Genomic DNA, 21,974 nt, shown 5'->3' on the forward strand with positions numbered 1-21,974 from the left:
TGCCCTTCTTGTCGGCGGCGTGACCCGGGAAGGTGCGCGTGGGCGCGAATTCACCGAGCTTGTGGCCGACCATCTCTTCCGAAACGGAGACCGGGATGAACTTGTGGCCATTGTAGACGTTGAACGTCAGGCCGACGAATTGCGGGAGGATCGTGCTGCGCCGCGACCAGGTCTTGATCGGCTTGGTGCTGCTCGCATCCTGCGCGGTTTCTGCCTTCTTGAGAAGGCTGAGTTCCACGAACGGACCCTTCCAGACGGAACGTGCCATGTGCGCTTACCTCTTCTTCTTCGCGTGGCGCGAACGGATGATCATCTTGTCCGTCTGCTTGTTGTTGCGCGTACGGGCGCCCTTGGTGGGCTTGCCCCACGGAGTGACCGGGTGACGGCCGCCCGAGGTCCGGCCTTCACCACCACCATGCGGGTGGTCGACCGGGTTCTTGGCGACACCGCGCGTCAGCGGCTTGACGCCCATCCAGCGACGGCGGCCGGCCTTGCCCAGGTTCTGGTTCTGGTTGTCGGGGTTCGACACGGCGCCAACGGTGCCCATGCAGTCGGCACGCAGGTAACGCTGCTCGCCGCTGTTGAGACGCACGATGACCATGCCGCGGTCGCGACCGACCAGCTGAACGTAGGCTCCTGCGGAACGAGCGATCTGCCCGCCCTTGCCCGGCTTCATCTCCACATTGTGGCAGATCGTGCCGACCGGCATCTGACCCAGAAGCATGGCGTTGCCAGGCTTGGTATCGGTCTTCTCACCAGCCACGACCTTGTCGCCGACAGCGAGACGCTGCGGAGCGATGATGTAGGCCTGCTCGCCATCGGCGTAGCTCACGAGAGCGATGAAGGCGGTCCGATTGGGATCGTATTCGATCCGCTCGACAGTGCCTTCGACGTCCCACTTGCGACGCTTGAAGTCGATGAAGCGGTACTTTTGCTTGTGACCGCCACCCATGCCGCGCGAGGTCTTGTGACCCTTGTTGTTGCGGCCGCCCGTCTTGCGCTTGCCTTCCGTGAGCGACTTGACCGGCTTGCCTTTGTACAGGCCGGACTTGTCGACGAGGATGAGGCCGCGGCGCGCGGGGCTCGTCGGATTGTAATTCTTCAGTGCCATGGGATCAGCTCACACCTTCCGTGATGTCGATCATCGACCCTTCCGCGAGGGTAACGATCGCCTTCTTCACGTCGTTGCGCTTGTAGGGCTTGCCCTTCCAGCGCTTGGTCTTGCCCTTCACGTTGATCGTGTTGACAGCGACGACCTTGGCCTTCTGGCCGGAATAGATCGCTTCCACCGCTTCCTTGATCTGCGGCTTGGTCGCGCCGCCCGCAACCTTGAACACAACCGCGTTGTGCTCCGAAGCCATGGTCGACTTCTCGGTGATGTGCGGCGAGAGGATCACGTCGTAGTGACGTGCATCGATGTCCTGCTTAGCCATTGAAACGGGCCTCCAGCTTTTCGACCGCGTCCTTGGTAAGGACCAGCGTGTCGTGCTTCAGGATGTCGTAAACGTTGGCACCCATGGCCGGCAGCACGTTGATGCCCGGCAGGTTGCGTGCGGCCTTCTTGAAACCGTCGTTCACTGCGTCGCCATCGACGAACAGGACCTTGCCGTTCCAGCCATTGCTGTCGAACTGGGCCTTGAGCGCCTTGGTCTTCGCATCGCTCAGCTCGAGGCTGTCGACGACGATGAGGCCGTCTTTCGCCTTGCTGGACAGAGCCATCTTCAGGCCAAGCGCACGAACCTTTTTGTTCAGCGACTGGTTGAAGTCACGCTTGCGCGCACCATGGGCCTTGCCGCCGCCGATGAAGATCGGAGCGCCGCGATCGCCGTGACGAGCGCCGCCCGAACCCTTCTGGGGGCCGAACTTCTTGCCGGTGCGCGCCACGTCCGAACGCTCGCGCGTCGGGCGGGCAGTACCGCGGCGGTTTTCGAGCTGCCACGTCACGACGCGATGCAGGATGTCGGCGCGCGGCTCGACCCCGAACACGTCGTCGTTGAGCTCGACGTCGCCAGCGGCCTTGCCGTCGATTTTCTGGACCTTCACCTTCACGGATCAGCCCTCCTTGTTCTCGCCGGCGTCCTTGTCGACGCTCGGCGTGGTGCTGTTGTCTTCGGCGGCGCCGATATCGGCATCCGCACCCGCATCCTGCTGCTGCAGAAGCTTTTCCTGCTGCTCGGCGGAGACCTCGGGGTTCACGCTGCTTTCGGCAGCGCTCTCGATGAGACCGGCATCCGCTTCCTGGTGCTCGAACTCGTCGCGATTACGATACATCACGCCCGGGAACGGAAGGTCTTCATGCTTCACCTTCACGGCGTCGCGAACGAGCATCCAGCTGTTCTTCGCGCCGGGCACCGAGCCCTTGACGAAGAGCAGGCCGCGATCGGCGTCGGTGCGCACGATTTCGAGGTTCTGCTGGGTGCGCTGACGGTCGCCCATGTGGCCGGCCATCTTCTTGCCCTTGAACACGCGGCCCGGATCCTGGCGGTTACCCGTCGAACCGTGCGAACGGTGGCTGAGCGAGACGCCGTGCGTGGCACGAAGACCACCGAAGCCCCAACGCTTCATGGCGCCGGCGAAGCCCTTGCCCTGCGTGTGACCGGTGATGTCGACCTTCTGGCCTGCGATGAAATGTTCGGCGGAGATGCGTGCACCGACCGGCAGAAGCCCGTCTTCGCTCTCAACGCGGAATTCCGCGACCTTCATCTTCAGGCCGACATCCGCCTTGGCGAAAGCTTCGCGCTGCGGCTTGTTGACGTTCTTTTGCTTGGCTTCACCCGCGCCGAGCTGAACAGCGAAATAGCCATCCCGGTCGCCCGTGCGGTGAGCGGTAACCTGGCAGTTCTCAAGAGCGAGAACGGTCACGGGAACGTGACGTCCATCCTCTTGGAACAGGCGGGTCATCCCGACTTTCTTTGCGATCACGCCGGTGCGCATCGTCAAAACTCCTTCACAGAGGCACATCGGCGAAATCCGAAGTGCGTGTCAGCCCGTTTTTCGATGCATCGCCCCGTCCGGGCTGAACTGCCCTCCCCTAGGGAAGAGCGAGACGGGGGACGCAGGCCCAGATGAAATCCGGCGGTATCCCGATGTCTTGTCTGGCCTCGCGGCGAGACGGGCCTTCGGGGGCCCTTAACTATCCGGTGCGCTTAGCGTCCTTCCGGCAGGACGGAAACCCCTCGCTTAGGCGAGCTTGATTTCGACGTTCACGCCCGCAGCAAGGTCGAGCTTCATCAGCGCGTCGACCGTCTGGGCGTTCGGCTGCACAATGTCCAGCAGCCGCTTATAGGTGCGCACCTCGAACTGCTCGCGCGACTTCTTGTCGATGTGCGGGCCGCGGTTCACGGTGAACTTCTCGATACGCGTCGGCATGGGAATGGGCCCGCGAATCAGAGCACCCGTGCGACGTGCGGTTTCTGCGATTTCGCCAGTCGCCTGGTCGAGAACGCGGTGATCGAACGCCTTGAGGCGGATGCGGATGTTCTGAGCTTCCATTACCTATACCGATGCGAAAGAGCCAAGGGACTTTCCCGAAGTGTCCGGGTTATCCCCAAAAACAAAGGCCTGCCTCGCTTTAGCCCGGTTTCCCGGAACGGACGGCCTCGTGAAATTGGTGAAGCAAGGGACGAATCCCCTGCTGGAGGCGCGCATATACGGGGAAGGCGGTTGGCTGACAACCCCCTAATCCGGTCGATTTTCGACCCAGACGTCTCGATGCGACGAACCGTGCCGCTCGCCAGTCTGGGATCGCAAATCGCGCCTCCATAAAACGAGGCCCGGCCTCCCTGACGGGAAACCGGGCCCACGTTTCTAAGCTTACAGCCCCTCCAACGGGAGGAAGCCGCTAGCGCGCTTACTTCGTGATGTTGGCCACGACGCCCGAGCCGACGGTACGGCCGCCTTCGCGGATTGCGAAACGCAGACCTTCGTCCATGGCGATCGGTGCGATCAGCTTGACCGAGATGGTCACGTTGTCGCCCGGCATCACCATTTCGGTGCCTTCGGGAAGGATCACTTCGCCGGTCACGTCGGTGGTGCGGAAGTAGAACTGCGGGCGGTAGTTGGCGAAGAACGGCGTGTGACGGCCACCTTCATCCTTCGACAGCACGTAAACTTCGGCGCTGAATTCGGTGTGCGGCGTAACCGAACCCGGCTTCGCGAGGACCTGGCCACGCTCGACGGCTTCACGGCCGACACCACGGATCAGGGCGCCGATGTTGTCGCCGGCTTCACCGCGATCGAGCAGCTTGCGGAACATTTCCACGCCGGTGACGGTGGTCTTCTGCGTGTCCTTGATGCCGACGATTTCGACTTCGTCGCCAACGTTCACAACGCCGGTTTCGACACGGCCGGTGACGACGGTACCGCGACCCGAGATCGAGAACACGTCTTCGATCGGCATCAGGAAGCTCTGATCGACCGGGCGTTCCGGCTGCGGGATGTAGCTGTCGACAGCGTCCATCAGTTCCTTGATCGACTTTTCGCCGATTTCTTCGTCGCGGCCTTCGAGAGCGGCCAGAGCCGAACCCTTGACGACGGGGATTTCGTCACCGTCGAAGCCGTATTCGCTCAGCAGTTCGCGAACTTCGAGTTCGACCAGCTCGAGCAGTTCCTCGTCATCGACCTGGTCGACCTTATTGAGGTACACGACGAGCTGCGGCACGCCGACCTGGCGAGCGAGCAGGATGTGCTCACGCGTCTGCGGCATGGGGCCGTCGGCGGCGTTCACCACCAAGATCGCGCCGTCCATCTGGGCAGCACCGGTAATCATGTTCTTCACGTAGTCGGCGTGGCCCGGGCAGTCGACGTGCGCGTAGTGACGCGCGTCGGTTTCGTATTCCACGTGCGCGGTCGAGATGGTGATACCACGCTCACGCTCCTCGGGGGCCTTGTCGATGTTGGCGAAATCGACGGCCGAACCCTGGACCTTGGTGATCGCGGCGGTCAGCGTGGTCTTGCCGTGGTCGACGTGACCGATGGTGCCGATGTTGCAGTGCGGCTTGTTCCGCTCGAATTTTTCCTTCGCCATTGTACTCTTAACCTCTGTCTAAGATTGAATCTCTGCGGGGGAGAGAGACGGCACCCGCCGAAACAGGCGCCGCCCCTAGCTGTATCGCTCGCCTTAAGCAAGCTACTCGTTTACCCCATTCGCCGTCAGGCGAGCTTTTCCTTAACTTCCGCCGCCACGTTGGCGGGGACTTCGTCGTAGTGGCTGAACTGCATCGAGTACTGCGCACGACCTTGCGTGAACGAGCGCAGTTCGTTGACGTAGCCGAACATGTTCGCGAGCGGCACGTTCGCCTCGACCGCCTGCGCGTTACCGCGGCTGTCGGTGCCCTGGATCTGCCCACGACGGCTGTTCAGATCGCCGATGACGTCGCCGAGATAGTCCTCGGGGGTCACGACTTCCACCTTCATGATCGGTTCCAGCAGCTTGATGCCGGCCTTCTGGGCCACTTCGCGCATCGCACCGCGACCGGCGATTTCGAACGCGATCGCGCTCGAGTCAACGTCGTGGTACTTACCATCGACCAGCCGGATCGCGAAGTCGATGATCGGGAAGCCGACCAGATGGCCGCTTTCGGCCTGCTCGCGCATGCCCTTCTCGATCGCCGGGATGTATTCGCGCGGAATGTTACCGCCCTTGATCTGGTCGTCGAAGGTGACGCCCTCGCCGCGCTCACCGGGGGTGACCACGACTTTGACCTCACCGAACTGACCCGAACCACCCGACTGCTTCTTGTGGGTGTAGGTCACTTCGACTTCGCGGCCGAGATATTCGCGATACGCCACCTGCGGTGCGCCGACATTGGCTTCGACCTTGAACTCGCGCTTCATGCGATCGACGAGGATGTCGAGGTGAAGCTCGCCCATGCCCTTGATGATCGTCTGGCCCGATTCGTGGTCGGTGCTGACGCGGAAGCTGGGATCCTCGGCGGCCAGACGATTGAGCGCGACGCCCATCTTTTCCTGGTCGGCCTTGGTCTTCGGTTCCACCGAAAGCTCGATCACGGGGTCCGGGAACTCCATGCGCTCGAGAATGATCGGCTTGGCCGGGTCGCACAGCGTGTCGCCCGTGGTCGTGTCCTTCATGCCCGCCAGCGCAACGATGTCGCCAGCGAATGCTTCTTCGATGTCCTCGCGGTTGTTGGAATGCATCAGCAACATGCGGCCGACCTTTTCCTTCTTGTCCTTCACCGAGTTCAGAACCGAACCCTTGGAAAGCTTGCCGGAATAGATGCGCGTGAAGGTGAGCGAGCCGACGAACGGATCGTTCATGATCTTGAACGCGAGGGCCGAGAACGGCTCGTCATCGCTCGACGGACGGGTTTCTTCCACGTCGCTGTCGGGCAGGACGCCCTTGATCGCCGGAACGTCGAGCGGCGACGGCATGTAGTCGACAACCGCGTCGAGCAGGGGCTGGACGCCCTTGTTCTTGAAGGCCGAGCCACACAGCACGGGAACGAAGGCACGCGCCATGGTGCCCTTGCGGATCAGCTTCTTGAGCGTTGCCGCGTCGGGCGCCTCACCGCTTTCGAGATAGGCTTCCATCGCGTCGTCGTCCTGCTCGACCGCCATCTCGACCAGTTGCTCGCGATATTCCGCGGCCTTGTCGGCGAGGTCTTCGGGGATGTCGACGAATTCGTACTTGGCGCCAAGATCTTCGGCCTGCCACACGATGCCGCGCATGTTGACAAGGTCGACAACGCCCTTGAGATCGCTTTCGGCACCGATCGGAAGATAAAGGACGAGCGGCGTAGCACCAAGTCGATCAACGATCGACTTGACGCAGTAATAAAAGTCGGCGCCGGTGCGGTCCAACTTATTAATGAAGCACATCCGGGGCACGCCGTACTTGTCGGCCTGGCGCCATACTGTTTCGGACTGCGGCTCTACTCCGGCGACACCGTCGAATACTGCGACGGCACCGTCGAGTACGCGCAGCGAGCGTTCGACTTCGATGGTGAAGTCGACGTGGCCGGGGGTGTCGATGATGTTGATGCGATGCTTGGGCTGGTCGGCGCGCAGCGCTTCGGGGTCCGAGCGCGGGTCCATGGTCGCGTCTTCGGCGGTCCAGAACGTGGTCGTCGCGGCGGACGTGATGGTGATGCCGCGCTCCTGCTCCTGCTCCATCCAGTCCATGGTCGCGGCGCCGTCATGCACTTCGCCGATCTTGTAGGACTTGCCGGTGTAATAGAGGATGCGTTCGGTCGTGGTGGTTTTGCCGGCATCGATGTGGGCCATGATGCCGATATTGCGATAGCGCTCCAGCGGATAGTCGCGGGCCATGTGGAATTCCTCGTGAATGCGAGAGGGTGGTCGGGGGACGAGCGAGCACTGCCCCCTATGTAGGATTTAATGTGACAGGTTGAAGGCCGGGACGCACCGCCCCGGCCTTCAAACCGAACGCTCTACCAGCGGTAGTGCGAGAACGCGCGGTTCGCGTCGGCCATGCGGTGGGTGTCTTCCCGCTTCTTGACCGCGTTGCCGCGATTGTTGGCCGCATCCATCAGCTCGCCCGACAGGCGCGCCGACATGGTGGTTTCCGGGCGACCGCGTGCGGCGGTGATCAGCCAGCGGATGGCGAGAGCCTGGGCACGCTCGGGGCGCACTTCGACCGGGACCTGATAGGTCGCACCGCCGACGCGGCGCGAACGCACCTCGACCTGCGGCTTGATGTTGTCGAGCGCGGCATGGAACAGCTCGACCGGATTGGCCTTGGCCTTCGTTTCCACCACGTCGAGCGCGGTGTAGACGATGCCTTCGGCGACGGCTTTCTTGCCGTCCAGCATGAGGTTGTTCATGAACTTCGACAGGACCTGATCCCCGAACTTGGGATCCGGCAGGATTTCGCGCTTCTCTGGGCGACGACGACGTGACATATTTCTAACTCCTTCGGAGTGGCCGCTCACCTCACCAAATTTCTTGGCGTGAGCGTCCTGCGGCACCAGCCCACTCCCCCTCCCGGCCACCCAAAAACTACCGCGAAGGGTAGCCGGGAGGGGGAGCGGTCCGGAGCCGGACCCGCGCTAAACCTTACTTCGGACGCTTGGCGCCGTACTTGGAACGGCTCTGCTTGCGGTCCTTGACCCCTTGCGTATCGAGCACGCCGCGAAGGACGTGATAGCGCACGCCGGGAAGGTCGCGCACACGGCCGCCGCGGATCAGCACGACGCTGTGTTCCTGGAGGTTGTGGCCTTCGCCGGGGATGTAGGAGATGACTTCGCGCTGGTTGGTCAGGCGCACCTTGGCCACCTTGCGCAGAGCCGAGTTCGGCTTCTTCGGAGTCGTCGTATAGACGCGCGTGCAGACGCCGCGCTTCTGCGGGTTCTGCTCCATCGCAGGGACCTTGGACTTGGCCTTCTGCGGTTCGCGGCCCTTGCGGACCAGCTGGTTGATTGTCGGCATGTGAGTTCTTTCTCTTCACCTGTTTTTTCCGAATGGGCGAAGATGCCCATTCGGGCTGACCCTTCCGGGCGGGAAACCGGTTCCCACTTTCCCTGAAGGGTCAGGGTCGGCAGCGACTAGCGGACGGGGTCGGATTGTATCGGGTTCGTGCCTGTCGCCGCCATTCCCGCGAAGGCGGAAATCCAGCGAACCGGGACCATCCGCCAAGCGGACGATCTACGCACGAGCCTGAAACGCTCCACCCCCGGCCCACACGGCCACCGGGTTACTCTGACGGCTGCCCCGAGCCCTCCCCCGTCGTCACCCGGTAAAAACCGGGATCGCGTCGAGGCCTGGAACCCAATAGAAAAGAGCCACGCCGCACCTGGCGACTGGCCCCCGGGACATGACCGGCAATGTTCAGCTCTATCTGACCGGCGTTGGACGAGTCCTACACCGGATGGAGGCGCGCTTAGCGGGGGATGTCGGTTGGGTCAAGGGCGGGGCCGATCGCGACCTTTTCGAATGGCCTTCCGAGACCTCATTTGTTTCGTAACGACATCAGACATAGATGGCGATCGACGAAAGTGCTCTATTACCTTCTCGCGAACTTCAGAATCGATGAAAGCAAGAATATTTGTCCACGGCAGTCGGATTTCAATCGGAACCGCTGCACCGTCAGTTAGCTCTCTTGAACTAACTACAACTCGGTTATTACGATTAGAATGCCCCCAGTCCAATAGAGGCTCCCAAAAGAACGAAAGATAACGGCCGTCAGATCGCTCACGAATAGGGCCAATACACTCCACCGCAAGTTTTCGATCGTCATCGTACGCAATTTCGACGAACGATTTCCGCGCGTTAGGATCAAGTTCTGCTGTCTTAAACACCCTTTCGAGAAGGACTCCCGCAAATTTTGAGGCAATCGAAACGTCGTCATTTTGCTTAAAACGACCAGAGGCCTGTAAATAGAAATGAACCAGTTGACCCAAGATTGAGACTGGAACCGTTCGGAAACTTTGATCGAGCTTTTCCCAAAATTTTTCGTCTAATTCCGGAGCAACTCCGCTTCGCAACTGCTTCGTGTCCGGAACATATATCTTATATAACTCGGATAGCGCTGAATTTTGCGGCAATCTTTTCCGCAAATCAAACTCCTCAGAAACCTTCAATTGGAGAAAACTAAGAAATTCGAGATTAATCATTCTGCTAGCAGAGCTTATATTTTCTACCCAACCATCAAATACTTGGGGGCTATCATGATCTGCAATGAATTGCGCGACACCATCGACTATAAGACGAGAATAATAGGAATATGCCGCTCCCCGCGGCGGGGTGCAAACCATATACTGAGCAACTAAGAATTCAGCGAAAGAACGATGGCCGAAAAAGTAGGTATCGCCATCCTTTTTTTCGATGAATGCCCCAGTTAGGAACTCTCTTGCTGCAACATCATGCGAAACAAAATCATAACCGCTGAACTCAAATAGCTCTTGCGGTAGGTCTTCGACTTGGAAGGAAATTTGCCCATCCTTACTTGACCAAAGCCAATAAGCCAATTCTCGCAGGAAGGTTAATCGATTATTCGAGGATAGAGGCCTGCGCGCCTCTTTCGCCGCCTCGCGATCGGATAACTCAGCAAAAAACATTTCATAGAGCGCCCATCGCGTTACGCCGCCAGAAATTCTTTCAAGATTGACCTTAATATCAGCAGCAAGATCAACGAGTATTTTAAGATGGACAGGCTTCGCGAAAAGCTTTGTATCTATAGAGGTTATCTCTTGCACCTCCTCAATTCTCTCGCCGACTGTTGAATCGCCGACATTCAGCCTCTTCAGCTTATAACTTAAATATTTTTTAATAAATAGCGAGACCTCTTCGGCGTTAAATTCACAAAGCTCGAACTCAGCAAATTGGGGCCAATCGATGTCATGACGATTTTGTGTGCCAAACCTCCTTACTCCGCGGAGTACAAAAAGCTGCTCCTCAAGTGATAAAAAAGCTGTTGGTCTTCCAAGAAGTATCACCCTTGAATCGCCGTCAATCAGCCTGTTAAGGTCTCTAATTTGATTTTTAAAATCGACCCAAGACATAGCATGCTTCATCTCATCGAAGCCATCGAGGATGATAAGGATACGACCGAGTTTATTCAGTTTGACAAAGACCTGAAAGTTAAAATTTGGTGTAGGAAATTCGCTCGTGAACGTGCCACCGAGAAGACCTTCTATACTCGAATAACGAGTAAGACCGCCAAGACGTATTAAGATAGGACGTCGAGAATCATTGTCATTTAGCGCTCGACCACTTTGATAGGCCATTAACCTCTTTGCCAAGCTCGATTTACCTGCCCCGTAACCGGCCAAGATTGCGATCGGCGTTGACGTCTTACCGTCTATCCATTCTGTTATCTCATTAAACGCGTCAATTTCAGGCCCGTAATTTCGGATTTGATCTTCACTGTAATTTATTTTGAGCGCACGTGCAGGAATATAATAATCGCTAAGTCCATCCTCTTCAAAAACTTTCACCTGCGATTCTATATAGCCTTCCAAACCAAGAGCATCATTTTCAATCTGCCTTATCGTTTGGTGCCGAATTTGGTTCTGCTCGTCGCTTACGTAAGCGTCAGCGTCGGTGGTTAACCCATTTCTAGTAACTATCAGAAGTAAAGCTGGATTATTGCCATTGATTATTCCAGAATAATCACTCCAAATTTTGCTAATCTGGGACCTCCTTAAAGGTTTTTCATAGTCCTTAGCCTCTACGAATATTCTTGTCTTCTTGCCAAAACTTTCTATTTCGAAAAATACGTCAACCTTCTTCCCAATAACGCGTTTTTCAATCGTCGCACCACCATAACGTGCAGATAATAACTTGGCCGCCATGTCGCGTAAAGCATCACCGGGATTTTCCATCTGAGGTCCATTGCTAAGTTGCAGCATTAAACACCTTGGTGTTCCAATTTTAAAGAGATGGGAAGAGGAATCAATTTTCCTACACGGGTAAAATCTGCAATCTGAGCGTGGTCATGCTAGACCACACCCCTCCCCGCTTCGTCTCCGAGTCCTCGTTTAGCCCTGCAGAGGGATTCGTTTGTTTAGCCCCTCAAGCGCCGGGCGGCGGACGTCCGTCCGCCTTGGCTGCCTCCGCGCAAAGCGCTCCGGGCGGCCAGTCGGCCTTGCGGTCCGCTGGTCGCGGACCGGGCTTTTCCTACCCCTGTAATCTCGGCCCGGAGACGGGCGCGTGAGCGCCCGCAAGCGCACAGCGCGCCCCGCAGGTGCCGCATCGCGAAGACGCGCGAATAGCACCGAGGACGGACCCACGGAGGTGGGCTCGGAACACAAAAACTCCTCGAAACACGAACACCCTTCCAAACCCACCCTTCTCACCCCCACTCGCGCCATTGCGCGGCAGGCGACCTCCGCCGTCGCTTTCGTCGGGCCGGAGCCGGGGGCGGACGATCCGTTGCTCGGCTTTGCGCCCTTCATTCACAAGCAACCGCGCCGCAATTCGATCACGCCCGACAAGCAGCGCGCCTTCATCGCCCATCTCGCCGCCACCGGCATCGTCAGCAAGGCGGCGCGGCATATCGGGCGGAGCATGGAGGCGCTCTACAAGCTGCGCGCCCGGCCCGGCGCGGAAGGCTTCGCCAATGCCTGGGACGCGGCGGTGGAGCGCGGGGTCGACCATCTCGAACACAGCGCCCTCGCCCGCGCGATCGAGGGCACGCCGGTCTGGAAGGCCATGCCCGATGGCGGGATGATGAGCTACGGCACCAAGCACAACGAGGCGCTGGTGATGTTCTTCCTTCGCAACCGCCGCCCGGACAAATACGCGGCGCACGTCACCGCCGGCCATCCCTTGTACGAACGCATCCGGGCCGAAATCCTAGAGGAAATGTCCGGCGCAATCCGCCACCGCGCGGAGCTTGACGAGCTGCTGGCGCGGGCCAGAAGCGAAGGGCGCGAGGAGGGCCTTGCGGAGGGCTTGGCCTTGGCTTCGGGGGACCGGGCCGAGAGCGCGGAGTAGGTTTCAGGGACCAGGCCGAGAGCGCGGGTGCCAAGAGCTAGCGTTGAGGTTTTTTGTTTTGCGCACGCCATCCGGCGCGCGATGTCCTCGCTCCCTGCGGTCGCTGCGGGCGGCCAGTCGGCCTTGCGGTCGGCTGGTCGCCGACCGAGCGTTTCTTGTTTTGCGCACGCCATCCGGCGCGCGATGTCCTCGCTCCCTGCGGTCGCTCCGGGCGGGCGGTCGCCCTTGCGGTCGGCTGGTCGCCGACCGAGCTCCGCCGCCATGCCTTCAGGCCGGGAATGGTCCGGTCCGCGACCAGCGGACCGCAAGCGCACGGCGCGCCCCGCAGGTGCCCCGGAGCGAAGCGGAGGGAACAGCACCGAGGGAGTCGCAGACGGGCCGACGGCCCACCAACTCGCGGAGGCGAGTTCGAAACACAAACTCAACTACTCAAAAAATCCACCAGGCTCTTCACCTTGCGCGTCCGCCATTGCGGCGTGGGCGCAACCAGCCAGTAGGCCCGGCGGCCCGGTTCCGGCCCGGCGAGCGCTTCGAGGCGGCCATCCTCGACCGCATCCTTCACCAGCAATTCGGGCAGCATCGCCCGGCCCAGCCCGGCCAGCGCGCTCGACAGGGCCTGTCCGGCGTTCGAGACGGTGATCGCCGCGCTCTCGCCTTCCGGCAGCGCCACGCCCCAGTCGATCCAGCGGTCCGGCGCGCCGCCATGCGCTTCGGCGCGGGCCACGGTCATCCGCGCGGCGGGGGCGAGTTCCACGCCTTCGAGATCGCCCGGCCCGTCCACCAGCCGGATCGCGCAGTCGAGATTGGCTTCGGTGAAGTCGGCATGCTCGTCCGCGACGAAGGTAAAGCGCGTCTCCGGCTTGTCGGCGCCGAATTCCGCCAGCCGGGGGGCGAGCCACTGGGCGTAGAATTCGCGCGGGACGGCGATAGTGTAGCTGTCGCTCGCCTGCCCCGCCTGCATCGCGCTGACGCTTTCTTCGAATTTCAGGAACCCTTCGCGCAAGGGATCGAGCCCGGCGGCGCCTTCCGCCGTCAGCTCCAGCCCCTTGCTGGTGCGGCGGAACAGGACCGTGCCGAGATGGTCCTCCAGCGCCCTGATCTGCTGGCCGACGGCGGCGGGCGTCACCGCCAGCTCGTCCGCGGCGCGGGTGAAGGAGAGGTGCCGGGCGGCCGCGTCGTAGACGCGCAGGGCGTTCAGGGGCAGGTGGGTGCGCTTCATGGAGCCAGCGAATAGGCAGAGCGGCGCGCTCGCGCAATATGCGAGCATTTCCAAGCGAACGGTTTGACAGGGCGATACCTCTGCCACATTTCCGTAGCACAGCGCCTCTAGCGCCGAGCAGATGGACGATACGCCGATGAACGCCTCCGACCCCGTCGACACCTCGGACACCGCTTCGGCGACGCCCGTGACGCTGGACGAGGCGGCGGAACGTTACACCAACCGCGAATTGTCCTGGCTGAGCTTCAACCGCCGCGTGCTGGCAGAGGCCGAGAACCCGGCCTATCCGCTGCTCGAACGCCTGCGCTTCCTGTCGATCTCCGCCAGCAATCTCGACGAATTCACCATGGTGCGCATCGCGGGGCTGGAAGGGCAGATGACGCGCGGGATCGATACGCATGCGATCGATGGGCGCACCCCGCGCCAGCAATTGAACGCGATCCGCGAACAGGTGCTGAAGCTGGAGGATCGCCAGCAGCGCAGCCTGCTCGCCTTGCGCGATCTCCTGGCGGAAACAGGCATCCTCATCGCCGATACCGACCAGCTCGACGAAGAGCAGGCAAAATGGGCGGAAGAGTATTTCACCACCGATATCCTTCCTCTGATCACGCCGCAGGCGATCGATCCGAGCCACCCCTTCCCCTTCGTCCAGACCATGGGGCTGGGCCTCATCTTTCGCCTGAAGCGCGGCAAGCGCAAGGCGGATCTGATGGAGATGGTGCTGATCCCAAGCGGCGCGCCGCGTTTCGTGCGCGTGCCGGGAGACAAGGCGGTCTATATCGCCATCGAAAAGCTGGTAACGCGCTTTGCCACCCTGCTCTTCCCCGGTTTCAAGATCTTGGGCGACGGGGTTTTCCGCGTATTGAGGGACAGCGATATCGAGGTGGAGGAAGAGGCCGAGGATCTCGTCCGCTATTTCCGCACCGCGATCCAGCGCCGCCGCCGGGGCCGCGCTGTCCTGCTCGAACTGGACGACGAGTGCGACGACAAGGCAGAAGCGCTGCTGCGCGAACAATTCGACGTCGATGCCGCCATGATCGTGAAGACCGAAGGGATGCTGGGCCTGCGCAATCTCGACGCGATCTGCGACGAGCCGCGCCCCGATCTCAAATTCTCGCCCTTCAGCCCGCGCTATCCCGAGCGCATTCTGGAGCATGACGGCGATTGCTTTTCCGCCATCCGCGAAAAGGACATCGTCATCCATCACCCCTTCGAAAGTTTCGACGTGGTGGTCGATTTCCTCGCCCAGGCGGCGAACGATCCCAATGTCGTCTCGATCAAGCAGACGCTCTATCGCGCGGGCGACCAGTCCCCGGTGATCTCCGCGCTGGTCGAGGCGGCACAGAACGGCAAGGCCGTGACCGCCGTGGTCGAATTGAAGGCCCGCTTCGACGAGGAGCGCAATATCCGCTGGGCGAGCGAGCTGGAGCGCGCGGGCGTGCAGGTGATCTACGGCTTCACCGAGTTGAAGACCCACGCCAAGGTCAGCCTGGTGGTCCGCCGCGAAGAAGATGGGTACCGCACCTACTGCCATTTCGGCACGGGCAATTATCACCCGATCAACGCCAAGATCTATACCGACCTCAGTTTCTTTACCGCCGATCCGGCCCTGGGCCGCGATGCCGCGCGGCTGTTCAATTTCGTCACCGGCTATATCGAGCCCGAAAAGCTCGAAGCGCTGTCGATATCGCCCGGCGGCATCCGCGAAAAACTGTACGAGCTGATCGACGCGGAAATCGCCGCCGCGCGCGCGGGTGAGCCGTCCGGCATCTGGGTCAAGCTCAACGCGATCACCAATCGCGGGATGATCGACAAGCTTTACGAAGCCAGCGCGGCGGGCGTGGAAATCCGCATGGTGGTGCGCGGCATCTGTTCGCTGAAGGCGGGGATTCCCGGCCTGTCCGAGAACATCCAGGTCAAATCGATTATCGGGCGCTTTCTGGAACATGGCCGCATCTGGGCCTTCGCCAATGGCAAGACGCTGCCCAGTCGTCAGGCCAAAGTCTATATCACCAGCGCCGACGCGATGAGCCGCAATCTCGATCGGCGGGTGGAGGTGATGGTGCCCATCACCAACAAGACCGTGCACGATCAGGTGCTGGGCCAGGTCATGCTGGCCAACATCCTCGACACCGAACAGAGCTGGGAATTGCATGCCGACGGCCAGTACGAGCGCATGGGATCGGACGATGCCGACACCGATGGGGTGGAAGCGGAAGGCTTCAACTGCCATCGCTATTTCATGAGCAATCCCTCCCTATCCGGTCGCGGCCAGGCGCTGGAAGCCGATGCCGTGCCACGCCTGCGCCTGGGCCAGCATCCCGAGCAGGAGGCCGCATCGTGAGCGAAGCGTTCGGCACACGGCGCGAGAAGCGCATCGTCCACCTGCCGCGCGCAGTGATCGACATCGGATCGAACACGGTGCGTATGGTCATCTACGAAGGATCGCCCCGCGCGCCGCGAACGGTCTGGAACGAGAAAGTGGCCGCACGGCTCGGGCGCGATCTGTCCGAAACGGGGCGGATACCCGAAGAGGCCAGCGACGAGGCGCTCGGCGCGCTCGCCCGCTATGCGCGCATTCTCGACGATCTCGGCGTCACCGACATACAGACCGTTGCCACGGCGGCGGCGCGCGATGCGGAAAACGGGCCGGAATTTCTTGCCGCCGTCGCCGCACTCGGCCTCGAACCGCGCCTGCTGACGGGCGAGGAAGAAGCACGGATCAGCGCGACCGGCGCGATCGGCGCCTTCCCCGGCGCGCGCGGAGTGGTGGCGGATCTCGGCGGCGGAAGCCTCGAACTGGTCTCGATTGTGGACGGCGAATGCCATCAGGCGTCCAGCCTTCCGCTCGGTACTCTGCGTCTTCCCGCGCTCGACCGGTCCGACAAGAAGGGCTTCGCCAAGCGCGTGCGCGCGCAGCTCGATCGGGTCGGCTGGGCGGCGGCGCATCCCGGCCCGCTCTATATGGTCGGCGGTACATGGCGGGCCTTTGCCGCCTATGCGATGATGCGGCGCGATTATCCCTTGAGCGATCCGCACGGCTTCCGGCTCGACGTTGAAGAGGCCGACACGCTGGCGCAGCGGCTGATTTCCGCCGATCCCGAAAAGCTGGCTCAATGCCCCGGCATCAGCCAGATGCGCGCCGAATATCTGCCCGACGCCGCGGCCCTGCTGCGCCCGCTGCTCAAATCGCTGGAGCCGGACGAGCTGGTCTTTTCCAGCTGGGGCATTCGCGAAGGGCTGCTATTCGACCGGCTCGATCCCGTCCAGCGCGCCAAGGATCCCTTGATTGCGGGCGTCAGTGAATTCGCGACCATGCTGGGCGCAGCGATCACCGATGCGGCTCTGGTCGCAGGCTGGAGCGTCGATCTGGCGGGCGATGGCGGACGCTCCGACGGATCTGCGAATACCGAGCGCCTGCGGCTGGTCGCGGCGCAATTGTCCGATGCCTTGCAGCGGGTCGAGCCCAATCTGCGACTGTCGCACGCCATCGCCTGGGCGCTCGACAAGCGCTGGATCGACTGCACGCCGCGCGAACGCGCCCAGATCTGCGCGGCGCTCCATGCCAGCATCGGGCGGACCGATTATCCCGAGCGACTGCTGGCACTGGCCGATCGCGATACCTTGCATGAAGCCGTGACCTGGGGGCTCGGCTTTCGGCTGGCGCGCAAGCTCGGCGGCGGATCGCGCCCCGCGCTCGCGGCGTCACGCCTGCAGTGCAAGAAAAAGCGACTTGTGCTGCGGATCGACCCGTCGCGTGCCGAACTCGCCCATTATCCGGTCACGCGCGACTTCGAGAATTTGGCCGCCTGGCTCGGCCTCGAAGCGAAGCTGAAGATCGCGCCGACCGACACCGATCCGGAAGACGATTCCGAGGCGGACGCGCCCGGAATCTAGTCCCCGTGCCTCAATGCGTCGTCGCGGGCGCAGCGAGCGGGAAGAAGGGGATGCGCACCTCCATCGGCGATCCGTCCTGACGGTGAAAGGTGTAGAAACCTTCCATCGACCCGTGCGGCGTTTCGAGCGGGCAGCCCGACACGTAATCGTGCGACTGGCCGGGCGCGAGCGTGGGCTCTTCGCCGACCACTCCGTCGCCATCGACGATGCTGATCCGCCCTTCGCCATCGGTGATCCGCCAGTGTCGGCGCCTGAGCGTCACGGTCTCGTCCGATCCGTTCTCGATCCGGATGTGATAGACCCAGAACCACTTGCCGACCTCGGGCCGCGATTGTTCGGGCATGTAATTGACCGAGACCCTCACGGTGATGTCGTGCGTGATGGCGGCATGGGGGAAGAGAAATTTCATCGCGCTTCAGAATAGGCATAGACGCGCCGAGGGCAAGGGCGGGCAGGGAATTGGCAAGAAACGTGGCCTAGGCTCGGCCGATGCGAAGGACATTCCTCACACTGCTGGCCCTTGCCGGGGCAGCGGCCACTCTCCCCTGGGCCGGACCGGCCATCGCCCATCCCGGCGGGCTGAACGGCGAAGGCTGCCACAACAATCGCAAGACGGGCGGCTATCACTGCCATCGCAGCGGGCGCGCGTCACAGCCGGTTGCCACCGCGCAATCGATCGACGGGCGCGTCTATTACGCCAATTGCGCCGCCGTGCGAGCCGCCGGAAAGGCGCCGCTGCGGCGCGGCGATCCCGGCTATCGCGCCGGTCTGGACCGCGACGATGACGGGATCGCCTGCGAAGTCTGATTACGACAAGCCGCGGGATTGGCTGCAAGCAGAACTGGCTTGGGAATAACTGCCTCCTGCGTCCGATCACCTGTTGCGAATGATTTGCATTTGCATATTATGGTGGGACCGAAACAAGGAGGATCCGATGTCCAACGCCGCTCCCACCCCTGCTCCCGCGCCCGGCCGGCCCGAAACCGCGCTGGTGCTGCCGATGCCGGAGAACCGCGGAAGGCGCGTCGCGATGGTGCTGATTCGCCGCATGGTCGGCTGCGGATTGCGCGACGCTTCGGCGGCGCTGCTGGCTCTCGATACGTTCGGATCGGGCTTCCAGCGCCCGCTGACGCTTGCGCGCAGTCTCGTAGTCGAACTCGCAGGCAGCTCGCGCCGCAAGATCCGCCTCGCCCCCTGCTGCGCGCCGGGCATGACGCGCGACGAGGGTCTGATTCTGGCCATGATCGATGGCGAAGGCCTCGCCGCGCATGCCGCGCTGACAGACGATGCGCCCTGCAACCGCGCGTGGTCGACCGCCGCCGCGCTTGGCGCAGCGCTCGACGATTGCTGCCCGGCCTGACCGGGAGTTACAGCCCCGCCGTGTCGAGCGCGCGGTCGAGATCCTCGATCAGATCCTCGACATCCTCCAGCCCGACATTGATCCGCAGAAGCCCCTCGCTCACGCCCATTTCGTCACGCGCTTCGGCCGTCATTCCGGCGTGGGTCGTGCTGGCGGGGTGACACATCAGGCTGCGCGAATCGCCGATATTGTTGGAGAGGTCGATGAGCTGCAGCGCGTCGAGCACGGCGAAGGCGGTTGCGCGATCGCCGACATCGAAAGCGAAGACCGGCCCGGTCGCGGCCATCTGCTGCATGGCAAGCGCGTGGCGCGGATGGCTGGAAAGGCCGGGGTGGCGCATTTCAAGCCTGCGCCCCTCGATTGCCTTGCCGAGCATGACGGCATTCTCGCTCTGCCTGTGCGCGCGCAGGCTCAACGTTTCGAGTCCCTTCAAGACCACCCAGGCGTTGAACGGCGCGATATTGGGCCCGGTGTTGCGCTGGAACGGCAGCAGGACCTCGTCGATCCATTCCTTCGATCCGCACACCGCGCCCGCCAGCACCCGGCCCTGCCCGTCCATCAGCTTGGTGGCAGAATACGCGACCACGTCCGCGCCGAAATCCATCGGTTTCTGTAAGGCGCTGGTGGCAAAGGCGTTATCCACCACCGTCACGATGCCGCGATCCTTCGCCAGGCGGCACACGTAATCCATATCCACGATGTCGAGCGTCGGATTGGCGGGCGTTTCGAAGAAGAAGACCTTGGTGTTGGGCCTGATCGCCCGCTCCCACGCCTCGTTATCGGCGCTGTCGACCACTGTCGTCTCGATCCCGAAACGGGGCAGCAGGCTGTCGAGCAGCCAGCGGCACGAACCGAAAGCCGCGCGCGCGCCGACGACATGGTCGCCCGCAGAAAGCTGACACAGAAGCGCGGTCGACATCGCCGCCATACCGCTCGCCTGCGCGCGGCAGGCTTCCGCCCCTTCGAGCAGCGCGATCCGTTCCTCCAGCATCGCAACGGTCGGATTCTGGAGGCGCGAATAGGTCATGCCCTCGGCCTCGCCAGCGAAGCGATCGGCCACGGTCTGCGCATCGTCGTAGGTGTAGCCGGAGGTGAGAAACAGCGCCTCGCTGGTCTCGCCATGTTCCGACCGCCAGGTGCCGCCGCGGACTGCCTGTGTGGCGGGGCGCCAGGTCTGAGTGATCGAGCGGTCGGTTCCGGTGGTCTTTTTCATGCCTGCACGCTTAGGCAAGGGCGCCGCAGCTCGCAACAAAGCTGGCGGGGCGCACGATAAAAAGGGGGCGCAGCAAAAAGGGGCGGGAAGTCGCCCTCCCGCCCCTCTTTATTCATAACGCCGAGGCCTCAGGGGCTGACCGCTTCGTCGTCATTGTCCTCATTGGCGACGAGGATGACGGTGACGAGAGCGGCTGCGACGCCGACCAGCAGGAGGCCGCGGTTCGCACCGCCGATTTCCGATTCGCTTTCCACCGGAGCGGACATGCGATCGGCAGCGGCAAGCGGAGCCGCGATCATGGCGGCTGCGGCTGCGCCGAGTGCAAGAGCACGTTTCATTACAAATTCTCCATTTCTTCGATCATCGAAGGCGACCGGGCGATTGCGACTTTTTCCACCAAACAGGCCCGAAAGTTCGGTGGGTTTCCGAGTAGCATAGCACGATGCCGACGCAACACCGGGCCTGATTGCGCGATCCGGGCGCTTCGCAAAAAGCTGTGGCGGGAACGCAACTGTGGTGGACAGCATCCGGGGCAAGCACCGGACTTGTCAAGCGCGCGAGCCGACCGTACCGGGCCCGGAATGAAATCAGCGCGCACTGCATCGCAGGATCCCATCGACTGGTGCGCGCTGCTGGCAATCGCATTCCTGGCCCTGTGCTGCGTGCGGCTGACAATCCCCAGCATCGCCTATTTCGACGAGGTCCATTACGTTCCCGCCCTGCGCGAGTGGCTATCGCTCGGCGAGTTCACCAATCGCGAACATCCGCCTTTCGCCAAGCAATTGCTGGCCTTGAGCGTCCTGGTTATCGACGACACTCCCCTGGGCTGGCGCGTCCTTCCGGTGGTGGCCGGTACGGCCGCACTATTCGCGTCCATGCGCGCGTTGTGGTTCGCCACGCTGAGCCGGTTCGCCACGCTCGCCTATGGCGTCCTGCTCGCGACCGGTTTCCTGCTGTTCGTGAATGCGCGCATCGCGATGCTCGACATCTTCTATCTCGCCTTCCTCGCGCTCGCCTTCTGGCAAAGTGTAGCGGCCATGCGCGAGCCGGAGACGGGGCGCCGACGCCTTGCGATCGCGGGCGTGATGCTGGGCCTCGCCATGGCGTCGAAATGGAACGCGCTGGTGCTGGCACCCGTGCCCGGTCTCGTCTTCCTGGCCCTGCGCTGGGCGGCGGGGCGGCGGCGTCTGTTCCTCAGCCGTCGCGGCCTGCCGGTGCCGGGGATCACGCTGGTCGAAGCCGCATTCTGGCTCGGCCTGCTCCCGCTGATGGTATACGCCGCGACCTATCTGCCAGCCTATCTCTTCAGTGAGGGCGCAATCGGCAGCGCGGGCGCACCTGCCAACATTCTCGACCTGCACCGTACCATGCTGACAATGCAGGAAAACGTGGTGAAGCCCCATCCCTACCAATCGGTGTGGTGGCAATGGGTGCTGAACTGGCGGGCGATCTGGTATCTCTACGAACCGGTCGATGGCGCCTATCGCGGTATTCTGCTGATCGGCAATCCACTGACCATGCTGCTGGGCCTGCCCGCGCTCGTCTGGTGCCTTTGGCGCGGTCTGGCAAAGCGCGATCCCGCCGCGCTGTCGGTCGCGCTGCTCTATCTGCTCACGCTCGGCTTCTGGATCGTGGCAGCCAAGCCCATCCAGTTCTATTATCATTACCTGTTGCCGAGCATGTTCCTGCTCGCCGCGCTGGCGCTGGCGCTCGACGCGCTGTGGCAGAGCGGCAGGCGCTGGCTGGCATTGGGTCCGCTCGCGATCAGCGCGGCGCTGTTCGCCTGGTTCTACCCGATCCTGTCCGCAGCCCCGCTCGATGGGAAAATGGCGTTTCTCGAATACACCTGGCTGAAAAGCTGGCAGTAGACG

21 protein-coding genes are annotated in these 21,974 nt (G+C 62.0%); 6 read left to right on the plus strand and 15 right to left on the minus strand.

Annotated features, from left to right (window positions below):
* From rpsS to A3736_RS16910, 11 genes are all read right to left on the minus strand, one after another.
* The coding region (gene rpsS, locus A3736_RS02355; protein WP_067678688.1) for a 30S ribosomal protein S19 at nt 1–268 on the minus strand (268 nt) is incomplete at its 3' end.
* Nucleotides 269–274: 6 nt separating this feature from the next.
* On the minus strand, nt 275–1,111 hold the full coding sequence (gene rplB, locus A3736_RS02360) for a 50S ribosomal protein L2 (RefSeq protein WP_067678691.1): 837 nt from the start codon (nt 1,109–1,111) through the stop codon (nt 275–277).
* Nucleotides 1,112–1,115: 4 nt separating this feature from the next.
* Nucleotides 1,116–1,433: a 50S ribosomal protein L23 gene (locus A3736_RS02365; protein WP_067678694.1), complete on the minus strand. Its 318-nt coding sequence runs from the start codon at nt 1,431–1,433 to the stop codon at nt 1,116–1,118.
* The gene (gene rplD, locus A3736_RS02370; RefSeq protein ID WP_067678697.1) at nt 1,426–2,049 is read right to left on the minus strand and encodes a 50S ribosomal protein L4; all 624 of its coding nucleotides are present in this window, start codon (nt 2,047–2,049) and stop codon (nt 1,426–1,428) included. Before rplD ends, A3736_RS02365 begins: the two co-directional genes overlap by 8 nt.
* A 3-nt stretch (nt 2,050–2,052) precedes the next feature.
* Nucleotides 2,053–2,934 carry a 50S ribosomal protein L3 gene (rplC, locus tag A3736_RS02375; RefSeq protein WP_067678700.1) on the minus strand — a complete coding sequence of 294 codons (882 nt, stop codon included), beginning with the start codon at nt 2,932–2,934 and terminating at the stop codon, nt 2,053–2,055.
* 246 nt (nt 2,935–3,180) lie between these two features.
* Nucleotides 3,181–3,492: a 30S ribosomal protein S10 gene (gene rpsJ / locus A3736_RS02380; RefSeq protein ID WP_061924928.1), complete on the minus strand. Its 312-nt coding sequence runs from the start codon at nt 3,490–3,492 to the stop codon at nt 3,181–3,183.
* 358 nt (nt 3,493–3,850) lie between these two features.
* Nucleotides 3,851–5,026 (minus strand): elongation factor Tu, encoded by a 1,176-nt coding sequence (gene tuf / locus A3736_RS02385; RefSeq protein ID WP_067678703.1) that lies wholly within the window; start codon nt 5,024–5,026, stop codon nt 3,851–3,853.
* A 125-nt stretch (nt 5,027–5,151) separates the two neighbouring features.
* Complete coding sequence (fusA, locus tag A3736_RS02390) at nt 5,152–7,287, minus strand: elongation factor G (RefSeq protein WP_067678706.1); 2,136 nt, start codon at nt 7,285–7,287, stop codon at nt 5,152–5,154.
* A 122-nt stretch (nt 7,288–7,409) separates the two neighbouring features.
* Nucleotides 7,410–7,880 carry a 30S ribosomal protein S7 gene (gene rpsG, locus A3736_RS02395; protein ID WP_067678709.1) on the minus strand — a complete coding sequence of 157 codons (471 nt, stop codon included), beginning with the start codon at nt 7,878–7,880 and terminating at the stop codon, nt 7,410–7,412.
* A 154-nt stretch (nt 7,881–8,034) separates the two neighbouring features.
* Nucleotides 8,035–8,406 (minus strand): 30S ribosomal protein S12, encoded by a 372-nt coding sequence (gene rpsL / locus A3736_RS02400; RefSeq protein WP_019831557.1) that lies wholly within the window; start codon nt 8,404–8,406, stop codon nt 8,035–8,037.
* Nucleotides 8,407–8,879: 473 nt separating this feature from the next.
* Entirely contained in the window at nt 8,880–11,300 is a 2,421-nt protein-coding gene (locus tag A3736_RS16910; RefSeq protein WP_197465465.1) for an NACHT domain-containing NTPase, read from the minus strand.
* A gap of 412 nt (nt 11,301–11,712) precedes the next feature.
* Here A3736_RS16910 and A3736_RS02405 point away from each other — a divergent pair, with 412 nt between their 5' ends.
* Complete coding sequence (locus A3736_RS02405) at nt 11,713–12,414, plus strand: hypothetical protein (protein ID WP_156501932.1); 702 nt, start codon at nt 11,713–11,715, stop codon at nt 12,412–12,414.
* 421 nt (nt 12,415–12,835) lie between these two features.
* Here A3736_RS02405 and A3736_RS02410 read toward each other — a convergent pair whose 3' ends face one another.
* On the minus strand, nt 12,836–13,633 hold the full coding sequence (locus A3736_RS02410) for a LysR family transcriptional regulator (RefSeq protein WP_067678754.1): 798 nt from the start codon (nt 13,631–13,633) through the stop codon (nt 12,836–12,838).
* Between the two features lie 136 nt (nt 13,634–13,769).
* On the opposite strand from A3736_RS02410, the gene A3736_RS02415 reads away from it, so the two are divergent.
* Nucleotides 13,770–15,977, plus strand: a complete 2,208-nt coding sequence (locus A3736_RS02415; RefSeq protein WP_156501933.1) for an RNA degradosome polyphosphate kinase — start codon at nt 13,770–13,772, stop codon at nt 15,975–15,977.
* Complete coding sequence (locus A3736_RS02420; protein ID WP_067678715.1) at nt 15,974–17,530, plus strand: Ppx/GppA family phosphatase; 1,557 nt, start codon at nt 15,974–15,976, stop codon at nt 17,528–17,530. The genes A3736_RS02415 and A3736_RS02420 overlap by 4 nt, the downstream gene beginning before the upstream one ends.
* Nucleotides 17,531–17,540: 10 nt before the next feature.
* Here A3736_RS02420 and apaG read toward each other — a convergent pair whose 3' ends face one another.
* Nucleotides 17,541–17,939, minus strand: a complete 399-nt coding sequence (gene apaG / locus A3736_RS02425; protein ID WP_067678718.1) for a Co2+/Mg2+ efflux protein ApaG — start codon at nt 17,937–17,939, stop codon at nt 17,541–17,543.
* An 80-nt stretch (nt 17,940–18,019) separates the two neighbouring features.
* Between apaG and A3736_RS02430 the strand changes: the two genes are divergently transcribed.
* Together A3736_RS02430 and A3736_RS02435 are read left to right on the plus strand one after the other, a co-directional pair.
* The gene (locus A3736_RS02430) at nt 18,020–18,337 is read left to right on the plus strand and encodes an excalibur calcium-binding domain-containing protein (RefSeq protein WP_156501934.1); all 318 of its coding nucleotides are present in this window, start codon (nt 18,020–18,022) and stop codon (nt 18,335–18,337) included.
* A 127-nt stretch (nt 18,338–18,464) separates the two neighbouring features.
* Nucleotides 18,465–18,890, plus strand: coding sequence for a DUF6628 family protein (locus A3736_RS02435; RefSeq protein WP_067678721.1), 426 nt, complete (start codon nt 18,465–18,467; stop codon nt 18,888–18,890).
* Nucleotides 18,891–18,897: 7 nt separating this feature from the next.
* Here A3736_RS02435 and A3736_RS02440 read toward each other — a convergent pair whose 3' ends face one another.
* Both A3736_RS02440 and A3736_RS02445 read right to left on the minus strand, forming a co-directional pair.
* Nucleotides 18,898–20,103 carry a PLP-dependent aspartate aminotransferase family protein gene (locus A3736_RS02440; protein WP_067678724.1) on the minus strand — a complete coding sequence of 402 codons (1,206 nt, stop codon included), beginning with the start codon at nt 20,101–20,103 and terminating at the stop codon, nt 18,898–18,900.
* 128 nt (nt 20,104–20,231) lie between these two features.
* A complete protein-coding gene (locus A3736_RS02445) occupies nt 20,232–20,441 on the minus strand; it encodes a hypothetical protein (RefSeq protein ID WP_067678727.1) in 210 nt (69 codons plus the stop codon).
* A gap of 243 nt (nt 20,442–20,684) precedes the next feature.
* Here A3736_RS02445 and A3736_RS02450 point away from each other — a divergent pair, with 243 nt between their 5' ends.
* On the plus strand, nt 20,685–21,971 hold the full coding sequence (locus tag A3736_RS02450; protein WP_067678731.1) for a phospholipid carrier-dependent glycosyltransferase: 1,287 nt from the start codon (nt 20,685–20,687) through the stop codon (nt 21,969–21,971).
* Nucleotides 21,972–21,974 lie beyond the last annotated feature (3 nt).

This window comes from Erythrobacter sp. HI0063 (genome assembly GCF_001635685.1).
Classification (GTDB): domain Bacteria; phylum Pseudomonadota; class Alphaproteobacteria; order Sphingomonadales; family Sphingomonadaceae; genus Qipengyuania.